Genomic DNA, 25,011 nt, shown 5'->3' with positions numbered 1-25,011 from the left:
TTCCCTCCCCCGGCGGGAGAGGGTTAGGGTGAGGGACTACTTAACCTGTTTTTTCGTCATCTCCAGCAGCGTACGCACATCCTCCGGACGCGTATCGCCGCTGGCTTTGTCGATAATCGAGCTGTAGATATGCGGGATGATCTTGCTCACGCCTGCATCGAGGGCGATCTGCAGGATTTCCTCAAAGTTTTCCAGATCGATACCCCCGGTCGGCTCCAGCCAGAAGTCGTGACGGGCGCAGGCTTCCGCCACCGCTTTATACTCGTCACGGCATTTCAGGCCGCCCATCGGGAAGTATTTGATTGAGCTGCCGCCGAAATCTTTCAGCAGGGCAATAGCGGTTTCAACCGGTACGATGCCGTCCGGTGCCGCGCTGCTCAGCGGGCCGGTGGAGATTTTCACCATCCCGACGGTGTCGGTCGGGGAGACCAGACCGTTGACCACGGACTCGCTCTGCCCCAGCAGCGCGCGGCTGGTCGCCACGCCAGTGAAGACCTGGTTGACGTGCTGCGGCTGCACCTGGCGGGAGATTTCGCTCACCATCGCCGACTGGTTCGGATCGCCCGCGCCCAGGCCCACAGAGAGCGCATTATCGATCAGGGCGGCGTATTCGCGCATATCGGCGACGGCGCTGTCCACGTCCGGGTAATTTTTGGAGAGCACGCCCACCAGCACATGACCTTCCGCCGCCTCGTAAATGGCGCTGGCGTTGGCTTTCGAGCCGGCCAGCACGTTCAGGCAGACGCGGTCACGGTAAAAATTGGGGGTCAGTTTCATGCGGTTTTCTCCTGGCCTAATACTTCGCTGATGCGGCGGTAGACAATGTTCAGTTGGTCAGCGGTGACGCTGCGCACGTCGGCTTCGATAATCCCTTCGTTCGCTTTATAGCCGCGGAAGTAGATGGCGTATTCACCCTGCTTCAGCGCGTGCACCAGATCGCCGGTGCCCACGCCGGTGGTGGCTTCGTCGAACTTAATCTCGGTGCGGGCGATGTCACGGCCCGCGCTGTCCCACACCACGCGGGCGGTGACGCCGTTCAGGGTGTTGAGCGCGTCGATAAACGGCGTCATCTTCGCCACCATCTCCGCCCCGCTCTCTTTGGTCGCCGTCAGGTAATGTTCGATGGCGCAGGTGAGGCCCAGAATGCCCTCTTTACCCACCTTCATCGCCCGGCCAATGCCCGCCGTCTGGCGTTTAACCCACTCAACGTACTGGGTTCTGCCAATCACCAGCCCACTGGTGGGCCCTTCGATCGCCTTCGCGCCGCTGTAGATCACCAGATCGGCGCCGGCTCGGTAGTAGGTATGCAGATCTTCTTCCGCTGCCGCGTCGACGATCAGCGGCAGATCGTGTTTACGCGCGACTACCGCCGCCTGTTCGACGCTGAGCATGCTCTTCTGCACACAGTGGTGAGATTTGATGTACATGATCGCCGCGGTGCGTGGGGTGATCGCCGCCGCCAGCTGATCGGCGGAACATTCGTTGGCGTAGCCCGCTTCCACCAGCCTGCCGCCGCCCAGCGCCACCATGGTGCCCACCGGGGCGCCGAAGTTGACGTTGTGGCCTTTCGGCAGGACGATCTCATTGTTCTCAATCGGGGTGACGTGGAGGTTTTCCAGCAGCCAGTCGCTATCCTTCACCAGCACCGCCGCCACCGACTGGGCGATGCCCGCCGAGGCGCAGGAGACGACGGTTGCCCCTTCCACATCCAGCAGTTTTGCGATGTATTCACCGGTTTTGTTGACCAGATCCTTCATCTCGAAGTACTGGTTCATGCCCTCCATTGCCGCCTGCACTACCTCCGGGCGCGGGGTGGAGACGCCGAGCGCCGTCATGCGCCCGGAGGTGTTAATCACCTGTTTTAAATTGTATTTCTCAAAAATTGAAGGCATGTTCCGTGCTCCCTTGTTCGGTCATGTAGCCCTTGCCCGCGCGGATCGCGGCAAGCGGCACCAGAATATGTTCAGCCTGCAGGCTGTCGTTTTCAGCATCCACCAGAAGCGTCGGCTGGCGTTTAAGGGTGAAGAGCGTCAGGTCGGCGTCGAGACCCGGCTGAATGCGCCCTTTGCGCGTCAGGCGCAGGCCGTCGGCGGCGTTGGCGGTGACACACTCAATCACCTGCGGCAGCGACATGCCGATAGCGAGGAATTTCGACATCACGCTCGCCAGCGAGCCCACCGGGCCGTTAATGCGGTTGCGGCAGTAGATATCCGAGCTGATGGTGTGCGGCAGAATGCCCATCGCGATGGCGCGTTTCGCCACCTCAAAGCTGAAGCTCGCCGTGCCGTGGCCCACGTCCAGCCGCACGCCGCGCTTCAGGGCGGAGGTGATGGAGGCGCGCAGCTCGCCGGAGGGGGTCAGAATGCGGTTCGGTTTGCCGTTGTAGCAGTGGGTAATGATGTCGCCTGAACTCAGCAGCTCGGCGATTTCGTCGAGGTTTGGCGGGTTGTTGCCAATGTGCACCATCAGCGGCAGATCGCCGTTCTCTTTCTGGATGGCCTTCGCACGTTCCAGCGGCGTAATGCCATTCTCGCCCACCACGCTGCTGCTCATGCGCGCTTTCAGGCCGACGATAAAATCAGGGTGGCGCTTTACCGCCTGCTTTACCGCATCGGCGTCGATATTGGCCATATTGGCCAGCTCGTTCTGGGCAATCAGCCCCACGCGGGAGATGTTCAGCAGGGCAAATACCTCGGTAGAGGCGTTGCGGGTGATGGCGTAAAAATCATCCACGTCATCCGCCCCGGTGCTGCCCGCATCCACCACGGAAGTGACGCCGGTGGCGATACCGACGCTGTCCGGCTCGTCGTGATAAATCGGCGAGTTCGGGTAGCAGTGAACGTGGGAATCAATCCAGCCCGCGCTGACCCAAGTGTCACCGTTGAGCTCAACGGTATGCTGTGCGGGATCGGTGATGTCGCCAACCGCCGCGATCTTCCCGTCCTGAATGGCGATATCGGTCAGGGTATCGTCGGTGAGGCGCGCACGGCGCAGGAGTAAATCAAACATGGGGTTCTCCTGAGAAGACGGGCGCCGGAGCGCCCGCAGGTATTAAAGAGCGACCGGGAACAGCCAGCCCAAAAGCATTGCGCCGAGGATGGCGCCACCGGTAATCGGCTTCTGCCAGATATAGAACAGCAGCGCGCCCAACAGGGAACCGATGCCGATTGGGATCGAGGCGGTCATCGCGCTGAGGATAATTAACGGCCCGAGGAAGCGGCCGGAGGCGTTACCGGCGCCCATCATCACGTCCGCCCCATAGGTGGAGTTGCTCTGATTGATGGTGAACTTACGCGCCAGGATGATGACGTAACCAATCGCCAGGCCAATCACCAGGCCGGTTGCCAGCGAGGCGATAAAGTTGGTCACCGGGAACATGATGCCCGCGCCCAGCAGCAGCGCCGGCACGCCTAAGCCGACGCCGGTCTGGATCGCCCCGCCGATATCCAGAATCCCCACCAGGGAGCCTTCGATAATACGGGCGAACAGGAAGCTGGCGCCGAACGCCGCCACCGCGCCGTAGGCACCGGTATCGATGCCCGCTTTCAGCATCGCCACGAAGGCCACTTCGTTAAAGGCGCCGATGCCGTAGAGGTAATACATGTGTGTCCCGGCGAAGACGCCGGAGGAGAGCAGGCCAACAAAGATCGGGAACGACCAGTCGGCATACCAAAAACCTTTATTCTGTTCCATTTAGAGGCTCCTGTTACTTGCCGCTGAGCGAGTTGTGGATCATGTCGAGCCAGTTCGGCACGGTCAGATGGAAGGATTCGATCATCTTCATGTCGAAGCCGCGGAAGAAGCCGCTCAGCACGAAGAGCAGAACGATGGCCGCCATCATCACTTTGGTGACGTGGTTCCAGCCGCTCTCTTCCACCCCTTTACCGATCAGAATACCCAGTACCAGACCCGGTACGGCGTTACCCATAATCAGCTGCGCCGCGCCGCCAAAGACGGTGGCCCAGAAGCCCGATTTTTTACCCGCATCGATGGCCGCCAGCCAGAAGATCACCGGCATCACGGTGTTAACCAGCAGGTTTGCCGCCGGCACCAGCACCTTAACGGCGGTGACCTGCAACGCAGCCGGAACGGAGGAGGCGGTGAGGTTCAGGAAGGTGACGACAATCATGCCGATCACGCCGCAGGCGATCGCCATTTTGCGGGGATCGTGCAGTGTCTCGCCGACGTTGCGGTTTTTGATCATCAGCGCCGCGGCACCCCAGTTCGGGATGATGCGGTGGTCAACGTCCTGGGTGAAGGAACCCGCCGCAACCGACGAGGCCCAGGCGTTAAAGAAGAAGCCTAACCCAAAGGAGAAGTGGGACGCCGGATCCCCCTCGCAGGAGTTCAGCTCCCCCAACGTACGAAACGCGCCCATACCCTGTGTGGTAGGCGCATGAAACATGCGTGCAGCCCCGGCCCCAACGCCGACGCCAACCAGGCCGCCGATGATGAGCGATTTTATTAAAATTATCAGGAACATTCGTCTGCCCTATTAGTAAGAATCAGCGTTGCGTGACAAAGTCCACCTGGTCCAGATTGATGGCAGTCACGTTGACGGTCACGTCCAGCTCCACGCTGTAGGTGCGTCTTTCCCGGCGCAAAAAGAAGAACAGAAACGCCTCTTTACGCACCGCTTCTTGCGCCTGAACAACCTGCACATCCTGTGGCTCAATACGCAGTAAGATATGCGGCGATGCTTTCATCACCGCGGCCTGAACATGGTTCAGCGCGTCGGCAAAGGCGCGCGCTTTGGCGTCGCCCTTGCCCTTCACTCTCACCGTGGTGGTGAACTGTTCTTTCATGCTTATGCGCCGTGCTTCTTCTGCCACGCCTGGACCAGACGCTCGCCCAGCTCTTCTTTATCCATAAAGCCAAAGCCGAGCACGTTGCAGCCTTCGTTGATGGCGGTGACGCCTTCATCGACCGAGCGCATGCCATACTTCGCTTTGTAGCCATATTTGGTCTGGGCGGTGATAGCACCCGCGCCGCCGCTGCCGCAGAAGGAGATACCGAAGGTGGCATTCTCCGCCTTCATCACGTCGCCCAGCTTCATATCTGCCGCCATGCCTGGCACCACGACCGCACGGCCACCCGCTTTTTCAACGCCTGCTGCAACCTTCTGGCCTTTACCCAGGCGATCGCCGATGACGACTGTAATTTGTTCCATGATGTGCTCCTTAAAGGTTGTCTTTGGCGACTTCGAAGTGAACGGAGAGCAGCCAGGCTTCTTCATCAGGAAGATTGCCAAACTGCGCCACCACTTCACGGGCAAGTCGCATGGATTCTGGTGAAATTTCGTCAAACAGGTCAGCCTCGACCTCCGGCAACGGCTCGCGGGTTACCGACCGGTGCGCCATGGCGTGAACGTGGGAGGTCAGCATCTGCTCCTGAACGGCATTGGGGATAATGTGGTGATGACTAAGCAGGGCGAAAATCTGCCTGAGCATGGTGTCGGCCAGCTGTTCAGTTTGCGCCGCCTGGTCTCCAGTGTCGTTTATTACCGTTCCGTTAATCACTCGTCTTACCCCGTTATTGGCTCTGGGATAAAACTAACGCCGGGTGTCAGGGGTTTGTAGCGAGTTGTTTTCCACTTCGAAGTGGAAAGGAGAGCGGCACCAGTGATCTGTGCCACATAATTGCGCTGAATAACGATTTTTCGCTGGCCTAACGTGATGAATATCACGCTCCTGAACGGCAAAAGCCACGTTGTGGAAGTGAAAAAGTTTACGAGCAGACTCGTAGAAGTGTGAGCTGGATAAGGTTTTCTTATGAGGATTCGTTAGAGTGGCCGTGGGTGCTTGAGACTGACCGTCTCATGCATGGGACGGGAAGTGGAAAGCCCCGCCTGACGAAAAATCAGGGCGGGGGCTCGAAACGACACGTCCGAACACGTGGAGTTCGCTACCTCGCCCGCTTTAAAAGCAAGGAGGCATCCATGAAAAGCACAAAACTTATTATCAGAGTAACAACGATTGCCGCAATAACAGCAATCCTGCTCACACTGATAACCCGGCGAAACCTGTGCGAAATTAGCTATCGCAAAGGTTCACTGGAGGTGACTGCCCGACTGGATTGCAACTCTGGCAAGGAGTAGAGCGAGTATGCGGGGGGAGTACAATCCCCCTGCATTTCATGAGTGTATCAAGGACGTAAGGCTCAGGCACCCATTAACGGTATTTTTTGTGATAGGTATTGCGCGTGGTAACAAAGCCATCGGCTGCCGCCTGGGCCTCTTTTACTTTGCCTTCGTTCGCCAGCTTCAGCGCGCCGTCAATCTGGCCCACCAGCGTCTCAAGGCCGTGGCGGAAATCTTTCATCTCCGGGCTATCTTCCGCTTTGCCTTCCAGCTTTGGCGGGGTCTCTTTTTGCGCGTCTACCGCGGCGGTGCGCATTTTGGTTAACGCCTCTTTCATCTCAGCCGCGTTATCGGTTTTTTGCACCACTTTCAGGTTTTCGCTGAGGGTGTCCATATTGTCTTCCAGGTCGGCAAAGACCGAGGTGCTCATGACCAGCGATGACGCTGCGAGGATAGCTAACAGGGTTTTACGCATTGCTCACTTCCTTTTTTATTATTAAAAAAAGCGCACCGAAGTGCGCCTGGTATTATTGACCGGCGATTTTCATTTCCGGCAGAAGAACGGAACCGCACTGGATATTACTGCGCGTTTCAATATCGTTTCCCACCGTCACGATATTACGCCACATATCTTTCAGGTTACCGGCGATGGTAATTTCACTCACCGGATACTGAATCTCACCGTTTTCCACCCAGAAGCCAGACGCCCCGCGCGAGTAGTCGCCGGTGACGCCGCTCACGCCCTGCCCCATCAGCTCGGTGACCACCAGCCCGGTGCCCATCTCTTTCAGCATCTGCTCAAAGCTCAGGCCGCGGCCCGGAATGCGCCAGTTGTGGATACCGCCCGCATGGCCGGTGCTCTTAAGCCCCAGTTTGCGTGCGGAGTAGTTGGTCAGCAGCCACTGGGTCAGAATGCCCTCTTTGACGATGTCGCGACGCTCGGTGCGCACGCCCTCGCTGTCGAACGGCGTGGAGGCCAGCCCTTTCAGCAGGTGCGGGTGCTCTTCAATGGTCAGCCACTCCGGCAGGATTTGCGTGCCCAGCGCATCGAGCAGGAAGGTGGATTTACGGTAGACCGCGCCGCCGGCAATCGCGCCGACCAGATGCCCAAACAGCCCGGTCGCCACTTCATTGGCAAAGATAACCGGTGCTTTCATGGTAGAGAGTTTACGCGGAGCCAGGCGGGATAAGGTGCGTTTTGCACACTCCGCCCCGACCCACTCTGGCGACTGCAGATCGCCCATCGCGCGGCCAATGGTATAGGCGTAATCGCGCTCCATGTCGCCGTTCTCTTCGGCAATCACGCAGCTGGAAAGAGAGTGACGGGTGGAGCAATAGCCCTGCAACATGCCGTGGCTGTTGCCAAAGACTTTAATGCCGTAGTGGCTATTAAAGCTGCCGCCTTCGGTATTGGTGATGCGCTTATCGGCATTAAGGGAGGCCTGCTCCGCGCGAGCGGCGAACTCAATGGCTTCGTCCGGGGTTACTTCCGCCGGATGGAAGAGATCCAGATCCGGGGCCTCAAAGGCCAGCAGCTCTTTGTCAGCCACCCCGGCATAGGGGTCTGGAGAGGTGTAGGAGGCGATATCCAGCGCCGCCTGCACGGTCCGCGCAATGGCGTCAGGGCTTAAATCGGTAGAGGAGGCGCTGCCTTTACGGTTCTGGTGATAAACAGTAATCCCTAATGCGCCATCGCTATTAAATTCAACGGTTTCCACTTCGCCATAGCGGGTGCTGACGCTCAGGCCAGTGGTTTTGCTGACGGCGACTTCTGCCCCGTCCGATTTCGCTGACGCCAGCTCCAGGGCCATGGAGACGGCCTCTTCCAGTGCTTTACGCTGCGCTGCAACTTGTGAGATCACTTTCATCGTAAATGCCATAATGTAAGGTGTAGTTAGCTGAAGTCTAACAGAGAACCGTTTCTCAGTACGCGTCTAAACTGGTAACATTAGCCTCTTTTTTTAAGGAGCCTGACATGACTAAGCAGCCCGAAGACTGGCTCGACGACGTTCCCGGTGATGACATCGAAGACGAAGATGATGAGATCATCTGGGTCAGTAAAAGTGAAATTAAACGCGACGCCGAAGAGTTAAAACAGCTTGGTGCGGAGATGGTAGAGCTGGGTAAAAACGCGCTGGATAAAATCCCGCTCGACCCGGATCTGCGTGCCGCCATCGAACTGGCACAGCGCATCAAGAAAGAGGGCCGTCGCCGCCAGCTTCAGTTGATTGGTAAATTATTGCGCCAGCGCGACGTAGAGCCGATTCGCCAGGCGCTGGATAAGCTGAAAAACCGCCACAACCAACAGGTTGCGCTGTTCCATAAGCTGGAGCAGATCCGCGATCGTCTGATTGAACAGGGCGATGACGCCGTACCGGAAGTGCTGAACCTGTGGCCGGACGCCGATCGCCAGCAGCTGCGCTCTCTGATCCGTAACGCGAAAAAAGAGAAAGAGGCGAACAAGCCGCCGAAGTCTGCACGTCTGATTTTCCAGTATCTGCGCGAGCTGGCGGAAGCCGAAGGTTAATATCTTACTTGCTGTTTGCCGGATGGCGGCGTAAACGCCTTCTCCGGCCTACAAAAAAAGCCCGGTCAGCGTTAACGCTACCGGGCTTTTTTTTACGCCACTGCTTCTGCTTTCTTCGCCAGACCGTCCAGCAGTTTCTGATGGATCCCACCAAACCCGCCGTTGCTCATCACCAGAATGTGATCGCCCGGCTGCGCGGTTTTCACCACCATCTCCGCCAGCGTATCCACGTCTGCACTCCAGTGCGCCGGCTGGACGCAGGCTTCGGCCACTTCCGCCACCTGCCACGGAATGTGCTGCGGTTGCAGGAGGAAGACCTCGTCCGCGCGACCTAAAGAAGGGGCTAAATCGTCTTTGCAAATCCCCATCTTCATGGTGTTGGAGCGCGGTTCCAGTACGGCCAGAATGCGTGCCGTGCCGCCCACTTTGCCGCGCAGGGCAGCCAGCGTCGCGAGGATCGCGGTCGGGTGATGGGCAAAATCGTCATACACCGTCACGCCATTGGCTTCGCCGCGCAGTTCAAGACGGCGACGGGCGTTGATGAACGATCCCAGCGCGTTGGCCGCATCGGCAGGCAGCACGCCCACATGACGGGCCGCGGCGATCGCCATCAGGCCGTTATGCATGTTGTGCTCGCCCACCAGCGCCCACTGCACTTCCCCGACTTTTTCGCCATCCAGCAACACTTCCCAGCGGGAGGCGTCGTTGGTGAGCTTTTTCGCCTGCCAGTGGCCCTGCTCGCCCACCAGCTCCTGCTCGCTCCAGCACCCCATCGCCAGGGTCTGCTTCAGGTTAATGTCGTTCTCCGGCAGGATGATCCGTCCCTGGCCCGGTACGATGCGCACCAGGTGGTGGAACTGCTTCTGAATCGCTTTCAGGTCGTCGAAAATGTCCGCGTGGTCAAACTCAAGGTTGTTGAGGATCAGCGTACGCGGGCAGTAATGAACGAACTTGGAGCGTTTATCAAAAAACGCGCAGTCATATTCGTCCGCCTCAATAACAAAGAACGGGCTCTCGCCCAGACGGGCAGAAACGTCAAAGTTCCCCGGCACGCCACCAATCACAAAGCCCGGTTTGTAGCCGCAGGCTTCGAGGATCCACGTCGCCATACCGGCGGTGGTGGTTTTGCCGTGGGTACCCGCCACCGCCAGCACCCAGCGATCGCGCAGAACAAAATCATGCAGCCACTGCGGCCCTGACATGTAGGGAATATTCCTTTCCAGCACGGCTTCTACGCAGGGATTACCCCGGGTCATGGCGTTTCCGATGATCACCAGATCCGGCTGCGGCTCCAGCTGGCTGGCGTCGTAGCCCTGAATCAGATCGATGCCCTGGTTTTCCAGCAGCGTGCTCATCGGCGGATACACATTGGCGTCCGAACCTGTCACCTCATGGCCAAGAGCGCGCGCCAGCATAGCCAGGCCGCCCATGAAAGTGCCACAAATCCCCAATATATGAATGCGCATACGTCACTATCCTTCTTCAATGTGGCGCACATTTTACGCATATGTCAGCAGCAGAGAAATGCATTTCAGGAAAATCTGTAGCAAGCTGGCGCGATTCACCTCTGCGCGACAATTTGAAAGTTTGTTAAGATTGTTGGGCATCAACAACTTTACTCAACATCCAATGCAGGGAAAGTGTTATGAAAACGTTAGGTGAATTTATTGTCGAAAAGCAGCACGAGTTCTCGCATGCTACCGGTGAGCTCACTGCTTTGTTGTCGGCAATAAAGCTGGGCGCCAAGATCATCCACCGCGATATCAACAAGGCCGGTCTGGTCGATATCCTGGGTGCCAGCGGTGCTGAAAACGTGCAGGGCGAAGTTCAACAGAAACTCGATCTGTTCGCGAATGAAAAACTGAAAGCTGCACTGCGCGCGCGCGACATCGTTGCGGGGATCGCCTCCGAGGAAGAAGATGAAATCGTCGTCTTTGAAGGGTGTGAACACGCCAAGTATGTCGTCCTGATGGATCCGCTGGATGGCTCCTCCAACATCGACGTTAACGTCTCTGTCGGCACTATTTTCTCCATTTACCGTCGCGTCACCCCTGTCGGCACGCCGGTAACCGAAGAAGATTTCCTGCAGCCGGGCAATAAGCAGGTTGCTGCGGGTTATGTGGTATATGGCTCCTCCACCATGCTGGTCTACACCACCGGCTGCGGCGTCCATGCCTTTACCTACGATCCGTCGCTGGGTGTATTCTGCCTGTGCCAGGAGCGCATGCGCTTCCCGCAGAAAGGCAGCACTTACTCCATCAACGAAGGGAACTACATTAAATTCCCGGCGGGGGTGAAGAAGTACATTAAATTCTGCCAGGAAGAGGATAAATCGACCCAGCGCCCTTATACCTCGCGTTATATCGGCTCCCTGGTGGCGGATTTCCACCGTAACCTGCTGAAGGGCGGTATCTACCTCTACCCAAGCACCGCCAGCCACCCGGAAGGCAAGCTGCGCCTGCTGTATGAGTGCAACCCAATGGCCTTCCTCGCCGAACAGGCGGGCGGTAAAGCCAGCGACGGCAAAGAGCGGATTATGGATATCATTCCTGAAAGCCTGCACCAGCGCCGTTCCTTCTTCGTTGGCAACGATCATATGGTTGACGACGTGGAACGCTTTATCCGTGAATTTCCGGATGCCTGATTGTTGAGTTTGACCAAAAGGGGCCGCTCGGCCCCTTTTGTTTTTCCAAACATTTATATCTTTGTTGGTATAAAACTATATAAAAATGCTGCTGTAACCCGCTGAATCAATGCGTCATCATTACGGCGTCCAAATAGCGTTCAATGGAAATCAGCCGATATGAAAAACCTCTCTCGCTCATCCACTGGCATCGATCTCAATCTGATTCCGGTATTTATTGAAGTCGTCAGGTGCGGGAGCATGGCCAAAGCCTCTTCACGTCTTGTGATGTCCAGGCCAGCAGTCAGCCTGGCCCTGAAACGCTTTGGCATGCTGTTTAATGAGCCGCTGTTTACCCGCAAGGGTCTGTTTCTTGAGCCAACGCCTTATGCGTTGCGCTTGACCGCCGAGATGGAAAAGCTGCTGGGCGCCATTCATGACCATATCGCCAGCACCCCGGCTGGCGCGGAAAGCCTCCCGGCGCCGGAAGACGATAAGGCTACGCCTGTTGCGACGACAGCTTAAACAGTGACATCGCCTCGATGAGCTCGCGGGACTGCTCTTCCAGCGAGCGCGTCGCGGCGGACGATTGCTGGACCAGCGCCGCGTTTTGCTGCGCGGTTTCGTCCATCTGGTTGACCGCAATATTCACCTGCTCAATACCACGGCTCTGCTCGTGCGACGCATTGGCGATCTCACGCATCAGGCGGGTCATGCGCATCACCTCGTTGGCGATCTCGTCCATGGTTTCACCCGCCTGCTGCGCCAGCTCGCTGCCTTCGCTGACGTGTGATTGAGAATCGCTGATGAGCGTGCGGATCTCTTTCGCCGCATCGGCGCTACGGCTGGCGAGGTTACGTACCTCGCCGGCCACCACCGCAAAGCCGCGCCCCTGCTCACCCGCGCGGGCGGCTTCCACCGAGGCATTCAGCGCCAGAATATTGGTCTGGAAGGCGATACCGTCGATCACGCTGAGAATATCGGCGATACGATCAGCGCTGCCGGAGATATCGCGCATCTTCTCAATGACATAACAGACCATCTCGCTGCCGCGGTCAGCAGTATCTGACATCGTCTTCGCCACCTGATGCGCCTGCTCGGCGTTGTGGGCGTTCTGCTTCACCGTGGCGGTGATCTCTTCCATGCTGGCCGCGGTCTGCTCCAGCGAGGTGGCGGTGGATTCTGTACGCTGGGCAAGGTGCATATTGCCTGCGGTCAGCTCCCGGCTGCCGGTATCGATCTGCGAGCTGGCGTCACGCACCCGCAGTACCGAGCCCATCAGCGACTGACGCATCTCCTCAATGGCGGCGTTGAGGCGGTTAAACTCCTGACTTGCGGGGGTGGTCAGGGCGTGGGTCAGATCCCCAGCGGCCACGTGCTCAAGCTGGGCAATAGAGGAGGAGAGCGGCTTCAGCAGCATATGACGAAGCGCCAGCCACGCCAGCACGATAATGCCCGCGGTCAGCAGCGCGGCGACGATGATCAGCAGCATCACCCGACTTTTACTCGCCTGCACCGCGGCGACTTCAGCTTTGCCGCGGCTGTCGCTCCAGGCCTGGAAGGCCTGCATATCGTTATCAAACTGACGCGCTACCGGCACCAGACGGTTCTCCAGCAGATCGTAATAGTCATCCGCATTCTGCGCATTGAGGGCGTTCTGCATTGGCACGATCCCCTCAGCATTATAGGCGGCGAGGCTCGCGGCAACTTTCTTCAGCAGCGCCTCACCTTCGGGATCGTTTACCCCGCTATCGATCACGCTTTTCAGCGTGGTTTGCGCCTGTTTGAGTTCGTCATTGATGTTTTTCACCGATTTTTTGGCGTCATCCAGCAGCCCCACCTCCATCATGCGGACGGCCTGCCCCGCCTCGTTGCGCGCACGCAGGATCAGGGTGTAGCCCGAATTAAGCTGCACCAGCTGTTCGCCCTGAAGATGGTTAATGCGTTGCAAAGAGGAGGAGCTCTGGGTGAGGGCATAAATGCCGATGCCGCTGACAAGCAGCAGCAGAAGGGTCATAACGGCCAGTAACGAAAGCAAGCCGGTACGAATCGATAGCGTTTTAAGCATGATGTAATTTCCGGTAGCGAGATAAATCTGGACAGAATTAAGGGTTATCGGCCGCTACCGGAAAAGATTTAGACTTGAAGTAAATTCAGGCGCTTATAGCTTGCTGGTTGTGCTCACCCGTGTGACAGGCGAGTTCTGGCGGTTCTCCCAGAGCACCGTCAGGCCGCGCTGCAGGGCGATAAAGATGAACAGCAGAATGCCAATCGCAATCTTGGTCCACCACGAGCTGAGGGTGCCGTCGAAGTTAATATAGGTCTGGATCAGCCCCTGGATCGCCACCCCAAACAGCGTGCCCAGCACCGTGCCGACGCCGCCGCTGAGCAGCGTGCCGCCAATCACCACCGAGGCAATCGCGTCCAGCTCCACCCCTACCCCCGCCAGCGCATAGCCCGCCTGGGTGTAGATGGAGAAGACGATCCCCGCCAGCGTCGCCAGCCCGGTGGAGAGCATGTAGATACGAATGGTGGTGCTGCGGGTAGAGATGCCCATCAGGTTGGCGGAGGTCGCGCTGCCGCCGATGGCATACACTTCGTTGCCAAAGCGGGTGCGGTGGGCGAGGAAAATGCCGATCACTACCACGCCCAGCATCACCAGCCCGAGAATACTCAGACGGCCGCCGCCGGGGATTTTCCACGCCAGGCTTGAGAGGGTGTCGTAGACCGGATGGTTAATCGGGATCGACTCCTCCGACACCAGATAGCTGACGCCGCGCAGGAAGAACATCCCGGCGAGGGTGATAATAAACGCCGGGATCTTCAGGGCGTCGATCAGCAGTCCCATAAAAGCGCCAAAGGCGCAGCCCATCACCAGCACCAGCGGGAAGGCCAGCAGCGGGGAGATCCCCCAGTAGCCAATCGCCTTAGCCAGAAAGACGCCGGTAAAGGCGATCACCGACCCGACGGAGAGGTCGATCCCGCCGGAGAGGATCACGAAGGTCATGCCGACGGCGATGATCCCGAGGAAGGCGTTGTCGGTCAGGATGTTGCAGATCACCCGCGTCGAAGCAAAACCGGGAAACTGCGTCAGGCAGTAGAGATACCCCAGCACAAACACGCCCAGGGTAATCATGAGCGGTAAATTACGTTTTATCATGACCACGCATCCCCTTAATGAGACTGATAAAGCGCGGCGACTGCACGATGAGCACGCAGAGCACCACCACCGCTTTCACCACCTGGTTGAGTTCCGGCGGGAAACCCGACAGCAGGATCCCGGTGTTCATCCCCTGGATAATCAGCGCGCCAATCACCGACAGCAGCAGGTTGAAGCGCCCGCCCATCAGCGAGCCGCCGCCAATCACCACCGCGAGGATCGCATCCAGTTCCAGCCAGAGCCCGGCGTTATTAGCATCGGCCCCGCGAATATCCGCCGCGACGATAATCCCGGCAATGGCGGCACAGACCCCGCTCAATACGTAGGTGAGCATCACCATCAGACGGGTGCTGACCCCGGCGTTTTTCGCCGCGCGAATGTTAATCCCCACCGCTTCGATAAACATCCCGAGGGCGGTTTTGCGGGTGAACAGCCAGAAGGCGATCAGGGTGACCACCACAATAATCACCGGCGTCGGGAAGAAGAACAGCGATCCGCTGCCAATCCACGCCAGATTCGGGGCGTTGAAGGTGACGATCTGCCCGGAGGTGATCAGCTGCGCCACCCCGCGTCCGGCCACCATTAAAATGAGGGTGGCGACAAAGGGCTGGATTTTGAGGATCGCCACCAGGATGCCGTTCCACAATCCCGCGAGCACGCCGGTGCCCAGCGTCGCCAGCAGCACCACCGGCAGGCTGTGTCCGGCCACGGTCATTGAGGCCGCCGTCGCCCCGGCAATCGCCATCACCGCCCCGACCGACAGGTCGATACCGCCGGTGGCAATCACCAGCGTCATGCCGATCGCCAGCAGGGCGACCGGCGCGGCACGGTTTAAGATATCAATCGGACTGCCGAACAGGCGGCCATCCTGGAGGATAATCTGATAAAAATGCGGCGAAACGAGGCTGTCCACCAGCAACACCAGGATCAGCGCAATGATTTGCGGCGTGCCGGTGGGCCAGCTGAAGCGGCGCTTCGTCTCGCCGGTCTGAGAAAGTGAACGTGACATCACGATCTACTCCTTATGCCGCAATGGCGTTCATGATTGCCGGAACGGAGAGCGCATCCAGCGGGATCTCGGCCACCTGCTGACGGTCGCGCATGATGATCACCCGATCCGCATACCCCACCAGCTCCTCCAGCTCCGAGGAGATCACCAGCAGCGCCAGACCGTCGGCGCAGAGGGTTTCGATCAGGCGGATAATTTCCGCGTGCGCTCCTACGTCGATACCGCGGGTCGGCTCGTCGAGGATCAGGAACTGCGGCTTGGTCAGCAGCCAGCGTGACAGCAGCACCTTCTGCTGGTTACCGCCGGAGAGAAATTCGATCGGCTGCTCCGCACTCGGGGTGCGGATGCCCAGCTGGCGAATAAAGCGCTCGGCAATCACATTTTGCTCTTTACGGGGAATGGGGCGCAGCCAGCCGCGCTGGGCCTGCAGGGCCAGAATAATGTTCTCACGCACCGAGGCGGCGGCGATGATGCCGTCGGTCTTGCGATCTTCCGGGCAGAAACCGATCCCGAGGCTGGAGGCCTGATGCGGAGAGCGCAGCGTCTGCGGTTTACCTTTGATCAGCGCAGTGCCGCTGTCGGCAGGTTTAATCCCGAAGATCACCTCTGCCGTTTCGGTACGTCCCGACCCTAACAGCCCCGCCAGTCCGACGATCTCACCCGGGCGCACCTCAAGATCAAAGGGCGCGATAGTGCCTTTCTTGCCGTACCCTTTAAACGCCGCCACCGGCTTCTCGCTGAGCAGCGTCCGGCCCGCACGCTGCAGGGCATTGCTCTCCAGCTCGCGGCCCAGCATCATTTTCACCAGCTCGATTTGCGGCAGCTCCCGGGTTTCGCGACAGCCGACGAAGCCGCCGTTACGCAGGACGGTAATGCGGTCGCTCACCTCATACACCTGATCGAGGAAGTGGGTGACGAAAATCAGGCTCACCCCCTGATCGCGCAGCTGGCGCATCAGGGTGAAGAGCATTTCGACCTCCTGGGTATCCAGGCTGGCGGTAGGTTCATCGAGGATCAGCACTTTTGCCGAGAGATCGATAGCCCGGCAGATGGCGACGATCTGCTGCATCGCCACCGAGAAGCGGTTGAGCGGCTCGCGCACGTCGAGAGAGAAACCGTATGATGCCATCAGTTTTGTGGCGCGCTCTTCCATCTCTTTACGGCGCAGCAGGCCAAAGCGTCGTGGCTCGCGGCCGATAAACAGATTATCCGCCACCGACATATTCGGCAGCAGGTTCACTTCCTGATAGACCGTCCCGATACCCAGCTGCTGGGCATGGGCGGTATTTTTGGGCGATATGGCGTGGCCTTCCAGCCAGATGGTGCCGCGATCGGCGTGATAGACACCGGTCAGGGCTTTAATCAGGGTCGATTTTCCGGCGCCGTTTTCGCCCAGCAGGGCCATGATCTCGCCACGCCGCAGGGTGAAATCGACGTTATCCAGCGCTTTTACGCCGGGAAAATATTTGCTCAAGCCCTCTGTGCGGAGGATTTCCTGGTGCTGGTCTGTGATCATGGTTCCCCCTGCATCATGTCGGATGGCGCTACGCTTATCCGGCCTACAAAAAGCGAGCCGCAGGCCGGGCAAGCGCAGCGTCGCCCGGCATTTTCAGTCGAGCTTAGTAGCCCATATTTTTCTTCTTCTCTAACTCTTCTGCAGCGGTATCAGGCAGATAGAGCGTGGACTTGGTTATAGTGACTTTCTCTGGCATGGTGCCGTCTTTCTTGAATTTCTCCAGCGCGTCAAAGGCCGGACCTGCCATGTTTGGCGTCAGCTCCACGCTGGCGTTGGCCTCTTTGTCGATCATCGCTTTATAGATATCCGGTACGCCGTCGATAGAGCCGGTCAGGATGTCGGTACCCGGCTTCAGGCCCGCCTCTTTAATCGCCTGGATAGCGCCGATCACCATGTCATCGTTATGGGCGTAAACCATGCAGATGTTCTTGCCGTTGTTCTCAGCTTTGATAAAGCTCTCCATGACCTCTTTCCCTTTACTGCGGGTGAAGTCGCCGGACTGAGAACGGATAATCTTGATGTTTGACGCTTTTGAGATGGCATCAGCAAAGCCTTTCTTACGGTCGATGGCCACGCTGGCGCCGACGGTGCCCTGCAGCTCTACCACGTTACATGGCTTACCATCCACCTGTTTCACCAGCCATTCACCAATCAATTTGCCTTCCAGCACGTTGTCGGCGGTGACGGTGGTCATATAGAGAGATTTGTCTTTTACATCGATGGAACGATCGAGCAGGAAGACCGGAATTTCGGCATCTTTCGCTTCTTTCAGAACCGGTTCCCAACCCGTCGCCACGACCGGGGCAATGAAAATGGCGTCAACGCCCTGAGCGATAAAAGAGCGTACCGCTTTGATCTGGTTTTCCTGTTTTTGCTGACCATCGGCGATCTTCAGCGTGATGCCGCGTTTTTCGGCCTCACTCTTCGCGACGTTGGTCTCAGCGGCGCGCCAGCCGGACTCTGAGCCGACCTGGGCAAATCCTACGGTTAAGGGGGCGGCCATCGCCATAGACGACATGGCTGCCGAAACTGCTGTGACAAGAAGTAAGCGCTTCCACATAAGTGCGTCCTCGTAGGGGAGTTTATTGTTGGGTAAAAAATGTTCTGCGAAGAGACTATAGACAATGCGAGATGTAACGGAGTGTGTTACATCACACTTCGGAAAAGTGAATAAAACGTTAATCACAAGTTTGTAATCGCTTTCACTGAGCCATTAAAAATGCGGCTGAGTTTATGGATTATCTTGTCATGAGAAAGTGCTGATAATGGTTTTGAGGAACAGGGATCGGCGAAAACAGGCGGAGACATTCCGCGCCAGTTGGCTATAATACTCGCCACTTGATTACCAATCATTTAAAGGACACAGACATGAGCTTACTCAACGTCCCAGCGGGTAAAGAACTGCCGGAAGACATCTACGTAGTTATCGAAATCCCGGCGAACGCTGATCCTATCAAATACGAAATCGACAAAGACACCGGCGCACTGTTCGTTGACCGTTTCATGTCTACCGCGATGTTCTATCCGTGCAACTACGGTTACATCAACCACACCCTGTCTCTGGACGGTGACCCGGTAGACGTGCTGGTCCCAACGCCATACCCCCTGCAGCCGGGCTCCGTGATCCGCTGCCGTCCGGTTGGCGTGCTGAAAATGACCGACGAAGCGGGTGAAGATGCGAAGCTGGTTGCGGTACCGCACACCAAGCTGAGCAAAGAGTACGATCACATCAAAGATGTGAACGACCTGCCAGAGCTGCTGAAAGCGCAGATCGCCCACTTCTTCGAGCACTACAAAGATCTCGAGAAAGGCAAATGGGTGAAAGTGGAAGGCTGGGACAACGCAGAAGCCGCTAAAGCGGAAATCGTTGCCTCCTTCGAACGCGCTAAGAAGTAATGCTTAACGTGTGAAAAAAAGCCCCGACTTGTCGGGGCTTTTTTTATCTGTGCGGTCTGTTGCCGGGTGGCGGCTGCGCCTTACCCGGCCTACATAATCTGTACGGCCTGAAAAAACAACGCCACCCAAAGGTGGCGTTATTCATATCAGTACTGGTCTCTGTCTAACCAGTTACCGCTTTCAATCAGCGTCAGACCTTCCACCGAACGTTGGTACACGTACATCCATGCACTGCCGTAGGGTGTCTGGATTAACCGGCGAGCGTATTCCCCGCCTTTGGTGCGCAAGGCATCAAGTTCGGCCAGCGTGGCATTATCAATACGATAAACCTCACCGTGTACTGCTCCTTCTCCCGGAACGGCGCCTGGATAGTGGCCCAGGCTGTACAGCTGGTAGTTCTCGATACTGTAATCCCCCAGCAACTGGGCGTTAGTCATCCAGTGGCTGTTGCCTTGCTTGGTTCTTAAACTGCCGTAGACAAATATTCGCATTGCTAAAACTCAAACTGATAGAGCAGATCGAGTGCCTGGTCTACGCCAGACACCGCTTCCAGATATAGCTTAGGCATCAGGCGATAGCGTAACGTGAGAGTTGCTAATGAGTCAAAGATCCCCACACCATATTTCACCTGCAGACCCGGCAGTACATAGCCGCTGACCACCACCTGAGAGGAGTCGCCGACCCCCTGGGTATCCAGCGCCAGATTGCTTACGCCAAACGTCTCGCCGATTTTACCCACAACCTGACCACTTTGTGCAACCCCCAGACCGACTAACATTGAGGTCATCGCCGCGCTGTCGCTCTGATTGCTGTCCAGCCCCTGCCCGCGCAGCAGGTATGAGAGCGCTTCCTGCTGGGACATGGCCGGGTCAGAGAAAATTTCCGCTTTCGGTTCGTCCGCGGTGCCCGTCACGCGCACCCCGGCGATCACGTCATTTTCGGTGGCCTCCGGATTACGGATCGCTTCGATATTCAGCAGCGGCTGATCCGGCGGGCCGGAGAAGAGCAGTTCGCCTTTACGCACCATCAAATCCTGGCCGTAGGCGTGGAAACGCCCTTCCGGAATGTTGATCTGCCCATTCAGGCCCAGCCCCTGTTTATCCTGCGCGACTTTCAGATCGCCGGTCAGTCTGGCCTTCAGCCCAAACGCATCCAGGCGCACGTTGTTGCCCACGTGTACGATCAGGTTGCTGTTGATCGGGATAGAGGCGGTCTGTGGCTCCTCCGGCTGGAGGTTGTTGTTGAGCATCACCTCATCGCTGGAGACGCCCACCGCGCTTTCCGGCAGTTCATGCACCACGATACGAGCCCACGGTACATCGACGCGGCCATCAAGGGTGAATAGCTGCGGCGTGGCCTCAAAGACCACATCCGGCGAGACGTCTAAACGCACCATCGGCGGCACGGTGATCCGCACCTTGCTGCCTTTGGCCGCCACGCGGGCGCGCCAGTTATCGAGCTGGCTCCAGTCCGCATCGCCGCTGAGGTTGATCTGCCCCTGCTGGGTACGCACGGTGCCCGTAAGCGTCGAGCTCATACCGTTAAAGTTCATCGCCAGCTGGCTCGGCAGCATATCGAACGGCATAAAGTTGCCGTCGATATCCACCCCGTTCAGCTGCATCTGACCAAACAGCTGCGGGCTCTGGGCGCTGCCCGCCAGCCGCAGGTTGGCATTCAGCATGCCTGCCGCCTTCTCGCCGCGGGAGAAGATGGCATTCGCCATCGCCAGGTTAAGGTTGCGGATATTGACGTTGCCCCCCAGGTTGCGCCGTCCTTGCGGATCGGTCACCTGGATCTGGCCGTCCAACTGCCCGTTGTTGGTGAGGCGGATCAGCCAGCCCAGCTCGGCGCGGTTGTTATGCAGATCGGCGGTGAGATTAAGAGTGCTGAAGGCCAGCGGCAGCGGCGCATCGTTCACCACCTGCGTCACCTTCACGTTACGCCCGGCGAGCGTGACGTTGCCCTCCGGCAGCCCCGGTTTGGTGGTATCCCAGGAGACATCCGCCTTGCCGCTGAATACGCCGCTTGCTTGCGTAGTGTCTGGCATGAACGGCTTAAGCATCGCCAGATCGAAGCGGTTAAGGTTGACCACCGCCCGCCCTTCTGCGCCTGCGTCAATGGTCTGCGGCACGCACAGTTCGGCATTCGGGTTGGTCCAGCAGTGCGGCCCGATACTGATCTTCTGTTCTGCGTTGCGGTAATCCAGGGCAATAGCGCGCGATAACGACCACGGTCCCACCGGGGTGGCGAAGCGGGTGTTATCCAGGGTGCCTTTCCAGCGGGTCTCCTGACGGTCAAAACTGCCCGCCAGGTGCAGCTGGCCGGAGACCGGCTCACCCTGAATGCGCAGCTGGAGATCGTGCTGCTTCTCGCTGCCTTTGGCTTCCAGGGTCACCTGATTAAGGTTGAGGCCCGGCTGGGAAATGCGATCGACCCGCAGGTTCAGGTGCCCGGCGATCTGATCGGTGGATTTCACGTCGCCATCCACCCGCACCCGGACAATGGTGAGATCCTGCCAGCGCAGGCCGTTGGCGGTGATATCAGCCAGCAGCTGCGGGGCTTCTACCGTGCCGCGCACCTTCAGCAGCCCTTTCGCGGTTCCGCCCAGTCCCGGCAGGGCATTATCCAGATTCGGCGCGTCGATGGTGGCATCCAGATCGAGATCTTTCACCCCCAGCTCGCCCTTAATATCGGCGGTGTTGCGCCCCAGCGCGACGTGCAGGCCCGGGATGACCCACTGCAGGTAGCTGTTGCCCTTCAGCGAGCCGTTTACATCCACTTTGTTCTGCTTCACGTTGCCGGTGATTTTCAGCTCCGGCACCTGCATCTGCCAGCTACCGCCGTAGAGACTGCCGCGGGTTTTAATCAGCCCGTCGAGCTTCGAGGGCCAGTCCGGCACCTCTTTGGCGGTGTTGATCCCGGTGAGCTTCAGCTCCCCGCGCCAGCTGATCGCCTTCTGCCAGTCCAGCAGCGCCTTCAGCTCGGTTTTGCCCTCCAGCGCGGCCACCGTCAGCTTGTCGAGGTTGATCTGCTGTTCGTTGCCCTTCGCATCCAGAGTGATGCCTGCGGGAGGTAGCCCCTCCCCTTTCACCGCAGTGCGGAACGACAGGGTGTAATCGGTCATTTTGCCGGTGAGCTTCAGCTTCACGTCATCGGCCTGGTACTGCTTCTCACCGGTAAATGGCCAGTAGAGCTGCTCACTCACCACCTCAAGGTTGAGCGGCAGGCCCGCCTCTGCAAGCCGGGTCTGGCCGCGCAGCACCATATCTACCGGGCCGGAGAGGTTGACGCCAAACTCCAGCTGTTCGCGCATGGCGCCGCCCACCTTCAGCTTCACCTTCTCGCCTTTGATCGGGTCGATGTTCAGGGTGCTGTTGAGAGTGATATCCACCGGCCAGTTATCCCGCAACAGGGCGTTGCCGGTGGCGTTGACGCTCCCCTGGTTGGTGTCGATATCCAGCGCGTCGAGCTTCATGTTGCCGTCGATGCTGCTCACCTTCAGCAGCATGTTGAAGACCGTCAGATCGGTATCGCCGGTGAGGCGCAGCTGCTCGCCCTTAAACTCTTCAATATTAAGGTTCAGCGGCAGGTGAACGTCGGTCATCTCCGGCAGGACCGGTTTCGAGAAGAGATCCTTCAGGGTTTCGCCCAGCGGCTTCTCTTCCGGCTGCGGGTTCTGAATTTTAGGCTCAACAATCTCTTCCTGGGCCACCTCCGCCACTTTCGGCAGGGCAATCAGCAGCCCTTGCAGAGAAGTCGGGGTCAGGGTCAGGTTTTTCTCCTGCCAGCGCAGGCCGGAGGTGAAATCCATCACCGACACGGTGGTGTCGTCGATTTTGACGTTGATGTTATTCAGCGCCACCCGGTTAAGCGATATCGGGTATGGCGTGGAGAGATCCAGCGGCCCGCTCTCCTCTTCGGCAACGGGCTCCGACTGCGGCATTTTTTTGGAATCTATCGTCACGAAGACATCTTTTAACGACAGATCGTTAATGCACAGGCTGCTGTCGCGCAGACAGCCGAGCTTCACCGCCAGATGCAGATCCCCGGCGTTGACCGCCACGCCCGGCTGGTCGTAGCGAACGTTTTTCAGATGCAGGTCGCGCCAGCCGCCGGTGACCTGACCAATCTCCAGCCCCGGTACCCAGCGGTCTGCCGCCTTAAACAGCAGATGCAGCCCGCTGGTGGTGCCCACCAGAAAGGCCACCGCAGCCAGCAGCAGCAGGATAAACAGCAACACGCCGAGGCTGATTTTCTTCCATAAACTCATAATTCCGGCCCCAGACCGATGTAAAACTGTAAACCGTGTTCATCTTTATCGCCCACCGGCACGGCGAAATCGAGCTTGATCGGCCCGACCGGTGACTCCCAGCGCACCCCGACGCCTGCGCCGGTTTTAAAGTCGCTGCGGCGGATATCGCTCACCGCTTCTCCGCTGTCGATAAAGGTCGCGCCCCACCATTTTCCGGTGACGTTGTACTGATACTCCAGCGAGCCGGTAGCCAGCTTCGAGGCCCCGATCAGCTTGCCGTCGTCATCTTTTGGCGCGATGGATTTGTATTTGTAGCCACGAATGCTGCGATCGCCCCCGGCGAAGAAGCGCAGATCCGGCGGCACTTTTTCAAAGTCGCCGGTTTCAATCCAGCCCAGGTTGCCACGCACTACAAAGCGATGGCGGTCATAAAAGGTGCGGATCCAGACGTTTTGCGCCTGTACCACGGAGAAATCCACATCCGAGCCCCAGGCGGTATTGGAGTAGTCTATCGAATAGCGCTGGGAATCCCCCCAGTCCGGCATCAGGCCACCGCGGGAACGGGTCCGGCTGATCATCACCCCCGGATAGAGCAGCATGGTGGTGTTGGTGACATTGGCCTGGGTAAAGTGGTCGAGGCTCCAGCGCAGGTTGATGGCGCGCTGCCAGCCGCTGGAGAGATCCCAGTAACGCGACACGGCGAGGGTCGTGGAATCCGCTTCGGTGTCGTTCAGATCGGTACGCTTAAAGCCGCCCTGCACCAGGTAATATTGCTCAAGCGGATTTTTCAGCAGCGGCATTTTATAGCTGAAATCGAGCTGCTGTTCCGGGGCTGAGAGAGTGACGTTGCTGGTCAGGCTGTGGCCGTAGGAGTTCATCCACGGCTTTTTCCACGTCGCTTTTACGCGCGGGCCGACGTCGGTGGAGTAGCCCACCCCGGTCTCAATGGTGTTCTCGGTGCGTGGCGATACCACGCCGTGCAACGGCAGCACTTTGGTCTGTCGCGCTTTATCAAACTCCGGGGCCACCACCACGGAGTTAAACCAGCCGGTGGCTGACAGACGGCGGTTGAGCTCGGCCAGATCTTTCGACTGGTAATAGTCGCCCTCTTTAAAAGGGATCAGATTCTGCAAATACTCATCACGGATCTGCGACCCTTCGAAGGTCACATCACCAAAGCGGTAGCGTTCCCCGCTGTCGTAGTCGATATCCCAGAACGCCTGATGGCGGTCGAGGGCGATGCCGAGCTGACTTTTATTGAACTGGCTGTCGAAGTAGCCTTTGCGCAGCGCCACCTTCGTCAGATCTTTTTTGAAGCCGTCATAGTCGCTGTGATTGAGCACGGTGCCGTTCTTTGGCCGCGTTTTAAGCAGTTCAAGATAGTCCTGATCGGTACGCGCGCCGCCGCGCAGCACCACGTCCGTGCCGCCGATGAGCACCGGAACCCCAGGCTTGACGCGGGCAATCAACACCTGCCGCCCTTTGGCCGGCGGTGGACGCAGCTCGAAGTCGATGGTCGGCTCATAATAGCCGAGCGCTTTTAAACCGCCGCGGATGGCGTCGTCCACGCGGGCGCGAAAGCGACGATCGGGCGTCACTTCGTCGCTCTCAATAGTGGAGAGCTGTGCGCGTACGTTTTTTTCCAGCGCCCCGGATAGCCCCTCAACCTGTAAACGAACGTTCGCCGCGCTGGCGATTCCGCTTGTCAGCAAGAGACTGGCTAAACATAACTGGCGGATTTTTGGCACGTTTTCTCCTGAATATCCTTGTTTCCACCCCTGGAAGCATATGAAGTGCCGCTCCGCAGCAAATCACGGCAAAAGCCCAAAACCCAATACGCGGGTTGAAAAATGGTTAAACACCCTAATATTTCTTATGTTTAAATCTAGACTCATTCACCGCATTTATTGTGTTCAATTAAACGCGTCGTGACAACCTTAACCCAAACA

At 58.1% G+C, this 25,011-nt stretch carries 24 protein-coding genes; 5 read left to right on the top strand and 19 right to left on the bottom strand.

What is annotated here, in order from left to right; all coding sequences use genetic code 11:
- Nucleotides 1-36 precede the first annotated feature (36 nt).
- The 8 genes from GNG26_RS02160 to GNG26_RS02125 are packed head-to-tail and all read right to left on the bottom strand — an operon-like array spanning nucleotide 37 to nucleotide 5,519.
- The gene (locus tag GNG26_RS02160; protein ID WP_156237631.1) at nucleotides 37-777 is read right to left on the bottom strand and encodes a KDGP aldolase family protein; all 741 of its coding nucleotides are present in this window, start codon (nucleotides 775-777) and stop codon (nucleotides 37-39) included.
- Nucleotides 774-1,892 (bottom strand): DgaE family pyridoxal phosphate-dependent ammonia lyase, encoded by a 1,119-nt coding sequence (locus GNG26_RS02155; RefSeq protein ID WP_156237629.1) that lies wholly within the window; start codon nucleotides 1,890-1,892, stop codon nucleotides 774-776. The genes GNG26_RS02160 and GNG26_RS02155 overlap by 4 nt, the downstream gene beginning before the upstream one ends.
- Complete coding sequence (locus tag GNG26_RS02150; protein ID WP_103823043.1) at nucleotides 1,876-3,009, bottom strand: amidohydrolase/deacetylase family metallohydrolase; 1,134 nt, start codon at nucleotides 3,007-3,009, stop codon at nucleotides 1,876-1,878. The genes GNG26_RS02155 and GNG26_RS02150 overlap by 17 nt, the downstream gene beginning before the upstream one ends.
- Before the next feature lie 42 nt (nucleotides 3,010-3,051).
- On the bottom strand, nucleotides 3,052-3,693 hold the full coding sequence (locus tag GNG26_RS02145; RefSeq protein WP_103178023.1) for a DUF4310 family protein: 642 nt from the start codon (nucleotides 3,691-3,693) through the stop codon (nucleotides 3,052-3,054).
- A 13-nt stretch (nucleotides 3,694-3,706) separates the two neighbouring features.
- Complete coding sequence (locus tag GNG26_RS02140; RefSeq protein WP_039030609.1) at nucleotides 3,707-4,483, bottom strand: DUF4311 domain-containing protein; 777 nt, start codon at nucleotides 4,481-4,483, stop codon at nucleotides 3,707-3,709.
- Between the two features lie 22 nt (nucleotides 4,484-4,505).
- Entirely contained in the window at nucleotides 4,506-4,805 is a 300-nt protein-coding gene (locus tag GNG26_RS02135; RefSeq protein ID WP_006810338.1) for a DUF4312 family protein, read from the bottom strand.
- A gap of 2 nt (nucleotides 4,806-4,807) precedes the next feature.
- Nucleotides 4,808-5,170 carry an SFCGS family glycine-rich protein gene (locus GNG26_RS02130; RefSeq protein WP_006179053.1) on the bottom strand — a complete coding sequence of 121 codons (363 nt, stop codon included), beginning with the start codon at nucleotides 5,168-5,170 and terminating at the stop codon, nucleotides 4,808-4,810.
- Between the two features lie 10 nt (nucleotides 5,171-5,180).
- Complete coding sequence (locus tag GNG26_RS02125; RefSeq protein ID WP_156237627.1) at nucleotides 5,181-5,519, bottom strand: glycine dehydrogenase; 339 nt, start codon at nucleotides 5,517-5,519, stop codon at nucleotides 5,181-5,183.
- Nucleotides 5,520-5,818: 299 nt separating this feature from the next.
- Here GNG26_RS02125 and GNG26_RS22770 point away from each other — a divergent pair, with 299 nt between their 5' ends.
- A complete protein-coding gene (locus GNG26_RS22770; protein WP_309236373.1) occupies nucleotides 5,819-6,097 on the top strand; it encodes a Hok/Gef family protein in 279 nt (92 codons plus the stop codon).
- A 73-nt stretch (nucleotides 6,098-6,170) separates the two neighbouring features.
- On the opposite strand, the gene cybC is transcribed toward GNG26_RS22770, so the two are convergent.
- On the bottom strand, nucleotides 6,171-6,554 hold the full coding sequence (cybC, locus tag GNG26_RS02115; RefSeq protein ID WP_103823039.1) for a cytochrome b562: 384 nt from the start codon (nucleotides 6,552-6,554) through the stop codon (nucleotides 6,171-6,173).
- 52 nt (nucleotides 6,555-6,606) lie between these two features.
- Nucleotides 6,607-7,959 carry a metalloprotease PmbA gene (gene pmbA / locus GNG26_RS02110; protein WP_103823038.1) on the bottom strand — a complete coding sequence of 451 codons (1,353 nt, stop codon included), beginning with the start codon at nucleotides 7,957-7,959 and terminating at the stop codon, nucleotides 6,607-6,609.
- A gap of 95 nt (nucleotides 7,960-8,054) precedes the next feature.
- On the opposite strand from pmbA, the gene yjgA reads away from it, so the two are divergent.
- On the top strand, nucleotides 8,055-8,606 hold the full coding sequence (gene yjgA / locus GNG26_RS02105) for a ribosome biogenesis factor YjgA (protein WP_103178015.1): 552 nt from the start codon (nucleotides 8,055-8,057) through the stop codon (nucleotides 8,604-8,606).
- A gap of 92 nt (nucleotides 8,607-8,698) precedes the next feature.
- On the opposite strand, the gene mpl is transcribed toward yjgA, so the two are convergent.
- Nucleotides 8,699-10,072 carry a UDP-N-acetylmuramate:L-alanyl-gamma-D-glutamyl-meso-diaminopimelate ligase gene (gene mpl, locus GNG26_RS02100; RefSeq protein WP_103178014.1) on the bottom strand — a complete coding sequence of 458 codons (1,374 nt, stop codon included), beginning with the start codon at nucleotides 10,070-10,072 and terminating at the stop codon, nucleotides 8,699-8,701.
- A 179-nt stretch (nucleotides 10,073-10,251) separates the two neighbouring features.
- On the opposite strand from mpl, the gene fbp reads away from it, so the two are divergent.
- Together fbp and GNG26_RS02090 are read left to right on the top strand one after the other, a co-directional pair.
- Nucleotides 10,252-11,250, top strand: a complete 999-nt coding sequence (gene fbp, locus GNG26_RS02095) for a class 1 fructose-bisphosphatase (RefSeq protein WP_103178013.1) — start codon at nucleotides 10,252-10,254, stop codon at nucleotides 11,248-11,250.
- Nucleotides 11,251-11,409: 159 nt separating this feature from the next.
- A complete protein-coding gene (locus GNG26_RS02090; RefSeq protein ID WP_156237625.1) occupies nucleotides 11,410-11,754 on the top strand; it encodes a LysR family transcriptional regulator in 345 nt (114 codons plus the stop codon).
- Here GNG26_RS02090 and GNG26_RS02085 read toward each other — a convergent pair.
- From GNG26_RS02085 to ytfQ, 5 genes are all read right to left on the bottom strand, one after another.
- Nucleotides 11,729-13,297 carry a methyl-accepting chemotaxis protein gene (locus GNG26_RS02085; protein WP_156237624.1) on the bottom strand — a complete coding sequence of 523 codons (1,569 nt, stop codon included), beginning with the start codon at nucleotides 13,295-13,297 and terminating at the stop codon, nucleotides 11,729-11,731. The genes GNG26_RS02090 and GNG26_RS02085 overlap by 26 nt on opposite strands.
- 93 nt (nucleotides 13,298-13,390) lie before the next feature.
- Nucleotides 13,391-14,389, bottom strand: a complete 999-nt coding sequence (yjfF, locus tag GNG26_RS02080) for a galactofuranose ABC transporter, permease protein YjfF (RefSeq protein ID WP_114316064.1) — start codon at nucleotides 14,387-14,389, stop codon at nucleotides 13,391-13,393.
- A complete protein-coding gene (ytfT, locus tag GNG26_RS02075; RefSeq protein ID WP_168194501.1) occupies nucleotides 14,376-15,401 on the bottom strand; it encodes a galactofuranose ABC transporter, ATP-binding protein YtfT in 1,026 nt (341 codons plus the stop codon). Before ytfT ends, yjfF begins: the two co-directional genes overlap by 14 nt.
- 10 nt (nucleotides 15,402-15,411) lie before the next feature.
- Nucleotides 15,412-16,914, bottom strand: coding sequence for a galactofuranose ABC transporter, ATP-binding protein YtfR (gene ytfR, locus GNG26_RS02070; protein WP_156237622.1), 1,503 nt, complete (start codon nucleotides 16,912-16,914; stop codon nucleotides 15,412-15,414).
- Nucleotides 16,915-17,017: 103 nt separating this feature from the next.
- Nucleotides 17,018-17,974, bottom strand: coding sequence for a galactofuranose ABC transporter, galactofuranose-binding protein YtfQ (ytfQ, locus tag GNG26_RS02065; protein WP_103178007.1), 957 nt, complete (start codon nucleotides 17,972-17,974; stop codon nucleotides 17,018-17,020).
- 308 nt (nucleotides 17,975-18,282) lie between these two features.
- On the opposite strand from ytfQ, the gene ppa reads away from it, so the two are divergent.
- Nucleotides 18,283-18,810, top strand: a complete 528-nt coding sequence (gene ppa / locus GNG26_RS02060; RefSeq protein ID WP_103178006.1) for an inorganic diphosphatase — start codon at nucleotides 18,283-18,285, stop codon at nucleotides 18,808-18,810.
- 146 nt (nucleotides 18,811-18,956) lie between these two features.
- Here the strand turns inward: ppa and GNG26_RS02055 are convergent, their stop codons facing one another.
- The 3 genes from GNG26_RS02055 to tamA are packed head-to-tail and all read right to left on the bottom strand — an operon-like array spanning nucleotide 18,957 to nucleotide 24,810.
- A complete protein-coding gene (locus GNG26_RS02055) occupies nucleotides 18,957-19,301 on the bottom strand; it encodes a gamma-glutamylcyclotransferase (RefSeq protein ID WP_103823030.1) in 345 nt (114 codons plus the stop codon).
- Nucleotides 19,302-19,303: 2 nt separating this feature from the next.
- The gene (tamB, locus tag GNG26_RS02050; protein ID WP_156237620.1) at nucleotides 19,304-23,080 is read right to left on the bottom strand and encodes an autotransporter assembly complex protein TamB; all 3,777 of its coding nucleotides are present in this window, start codon (nucleotides 23,078-23,080) and stop codon (nucleotides 19,304-19,306) included.
- Nucleotides 23,077-24,810 carry an autotransporter assembly complex protein TamA gene (gene tamA / locus GNG26_RS02045; RefSeq protein WP_156237618.1) on the bottom strand — a complete coding sequence of 578 codons (1,734 nt, stop codon included), beginning with the start codon at nucleotides 24,808-24,810 and terminating at the stop codon, nucleotides 23,077-23,079. The genes tamB and tamA overlap by 4 nt, the downstream gene beginning before the upstream one ends.
- Nucleotides 24,811-25,011: the final 201 nt, after the last annotated feature.

The sequence above is a fragment of the Leclercia sp. J807 genome (genome assembly GCF_009734465.1).
Classification (GTDB): Bacteria; Pseudomonadota; Gammaproteobacteria; order Enterobacterales; family Enterobacteriaceae; genus Enterobacter.
The sequence above is the reverse complement of the archived record's forward strand: the minus strand, read 5'-3'. Positions and strand labels throughout refer to the sequence as shown.

What these genes read in the sequence shown, in the direction of transcription:
- GNG26_RS02160 (WP_156237631.1), bottom strand. Translation starts at nt 777, where the DNA reads ATGAAACTGACCCCCAATTTTTACCGTGACCGCGTCTGCCTGAACGTG.
- GNG26_RS02155 (WP_156237629.1), bottom strand. Translation starts at nt 1,892, where the DNA reads ATGCCTTCAATTTTTGAGAAATACAATTTAAAACAGGTGATTAACACC.
- GNG26_RS02150 (WP_103823043.1), bottom strand. Translation starts at nt 3,009, where the DNA reads ATGTTTGATTTACTCCTGCGCCGTGCGCGCCTCACCGACGATACCCTG.
- GNG26_RS02145 (WP_103178023.1), bottom strand. Translation starts at nt 3,693, where the DNA reads ATGGAACAGAATAAAGGTTTTTGGTATGCCGACTGGTCGTTCCCGATC.
- GNG26_RS02140 (WP_039030609.1), bottom strand. Translation starts at nt 4,483, where the DNA reads ATGTTCCTGATAATTTTAATAAAATCGCTCATCATCGGCGGCCTGGTT.
- GNG26_RS02135 (WP_006810338.1), bottom strand. Translation starts at nt 4,805, where the DNA reads ATGAAAGAACAGTTCACCACCACGGTGAGAGTGAAGGGCAAGGGCGAC.
- GNG26_RS02130 (WP_006179053.1), bottom strand. Translation starts at nt 5,170, where the DNA reads ATGGAACAAATTACAGTCGTCATCGGCGATCGCCTGGGTAAAGGCCAG.
- GNG26_RS22770 (WP_309236373.1), top strand. Translation starts at nt 5,819, where the DNA reads ATGCATGGGACGGGAAGTGGAAAGCCCCGCCTGACGAAAAATCAGGGC.
- cybC (WP_103823039.1), bottom strand. Translation starts at nt 6,554, where the DNA reads ATGCGTAAAACCCTGTTAGCTATCCTCGCAGCGTCATCGCTGGTCATG.
- pmbA (WP_103823038.1), bottom strand. Translation starts at nt 7,959, where the DNA reads ATGGCATTTACGATGAAAGTGATCTCACAAGTTGCAGCGCAGCGTAAA.
- yjgA (WP_103178015.1), top strand. Translation starts at nt 8,055, where the DNA reads ATGACTAAGCAGCCCGAAGACTGGCTCGACGACGTTCCCGGTGATGAC.
- mpl (WP_103178014.1), bottom strand. Translation starts at nt 10,072, where the DNA reads ATGCGCATTCATATATTGGGGATTTGTGGCACTTTCATGGGCGGCCTG.
- fbp (WP_103178013.1), top strand. Translation starts at nt 10,252, where the DNA reads ATGAAAACGTTAGGTGAATTTATTGTCGAAAAGCAGCACGAGTTCTCG.
- GNG26_RS02090 (WP_156237625.1), top strand. Translation starts at nt 11,410, where the DNA reads ATGAAAAACCTCTCTCGCTCATCCACTGGCATCGATCTCAATCTGATT.
- GNG26_RS02085 (WP_156237624.1), bottom strand. Translation starts at nt 13,297, where the DNA reads ATGCTTAAAACGCTATCGATTCGTACCGGCTTGCTTTCGTTACTGGCC.
- yjfF (WP_114316064.1), bottom strand. Translation starts at nt 14,389, where the DNA reads ATGATAAAACGTAATTTACCGCTCATGATTACCCTGGGCGTGTTTGTG.
- ytfR (WP_156237622.1), bottom strand. Translation starts at nt 16,914, where the DNA reads ATGATCACAGACCAGCACCAGGAAATCCTCCGCACAGAGGGCTTGAGC.
- ytfQ (WP_103178007.1), bottom strand. Translation starts at nt 17,974, where the DNA reads ATGTGGAAGCGCTTACTTCTTGTCACAGCAGTTTCGGCAGCCATGTCG.
- ppa (WP_103178006.1), top strand. Translation starts at nt 18,283, where the DNA reads ATGAGCTTACTCAACGTCCCAGCGGGTAAAGAACTGCCGGAAGACATC.
- GNG26_RS02055 (WP_103823030.1), bottom strand. Translation starts at nt 19,301, where the DNA reads ATGCGAATATTTGTCTACGGCAGTTTAAGAACCAAGCAAGGCAACAGC.
- tamB (WP_156237620.1), bottom strand. Translation starts at nt 23,080, where the DNA reads ATGAGTTTATGGAAGAAAATCAGCCTCGGCGTGTTGCTGTTTATCCTG.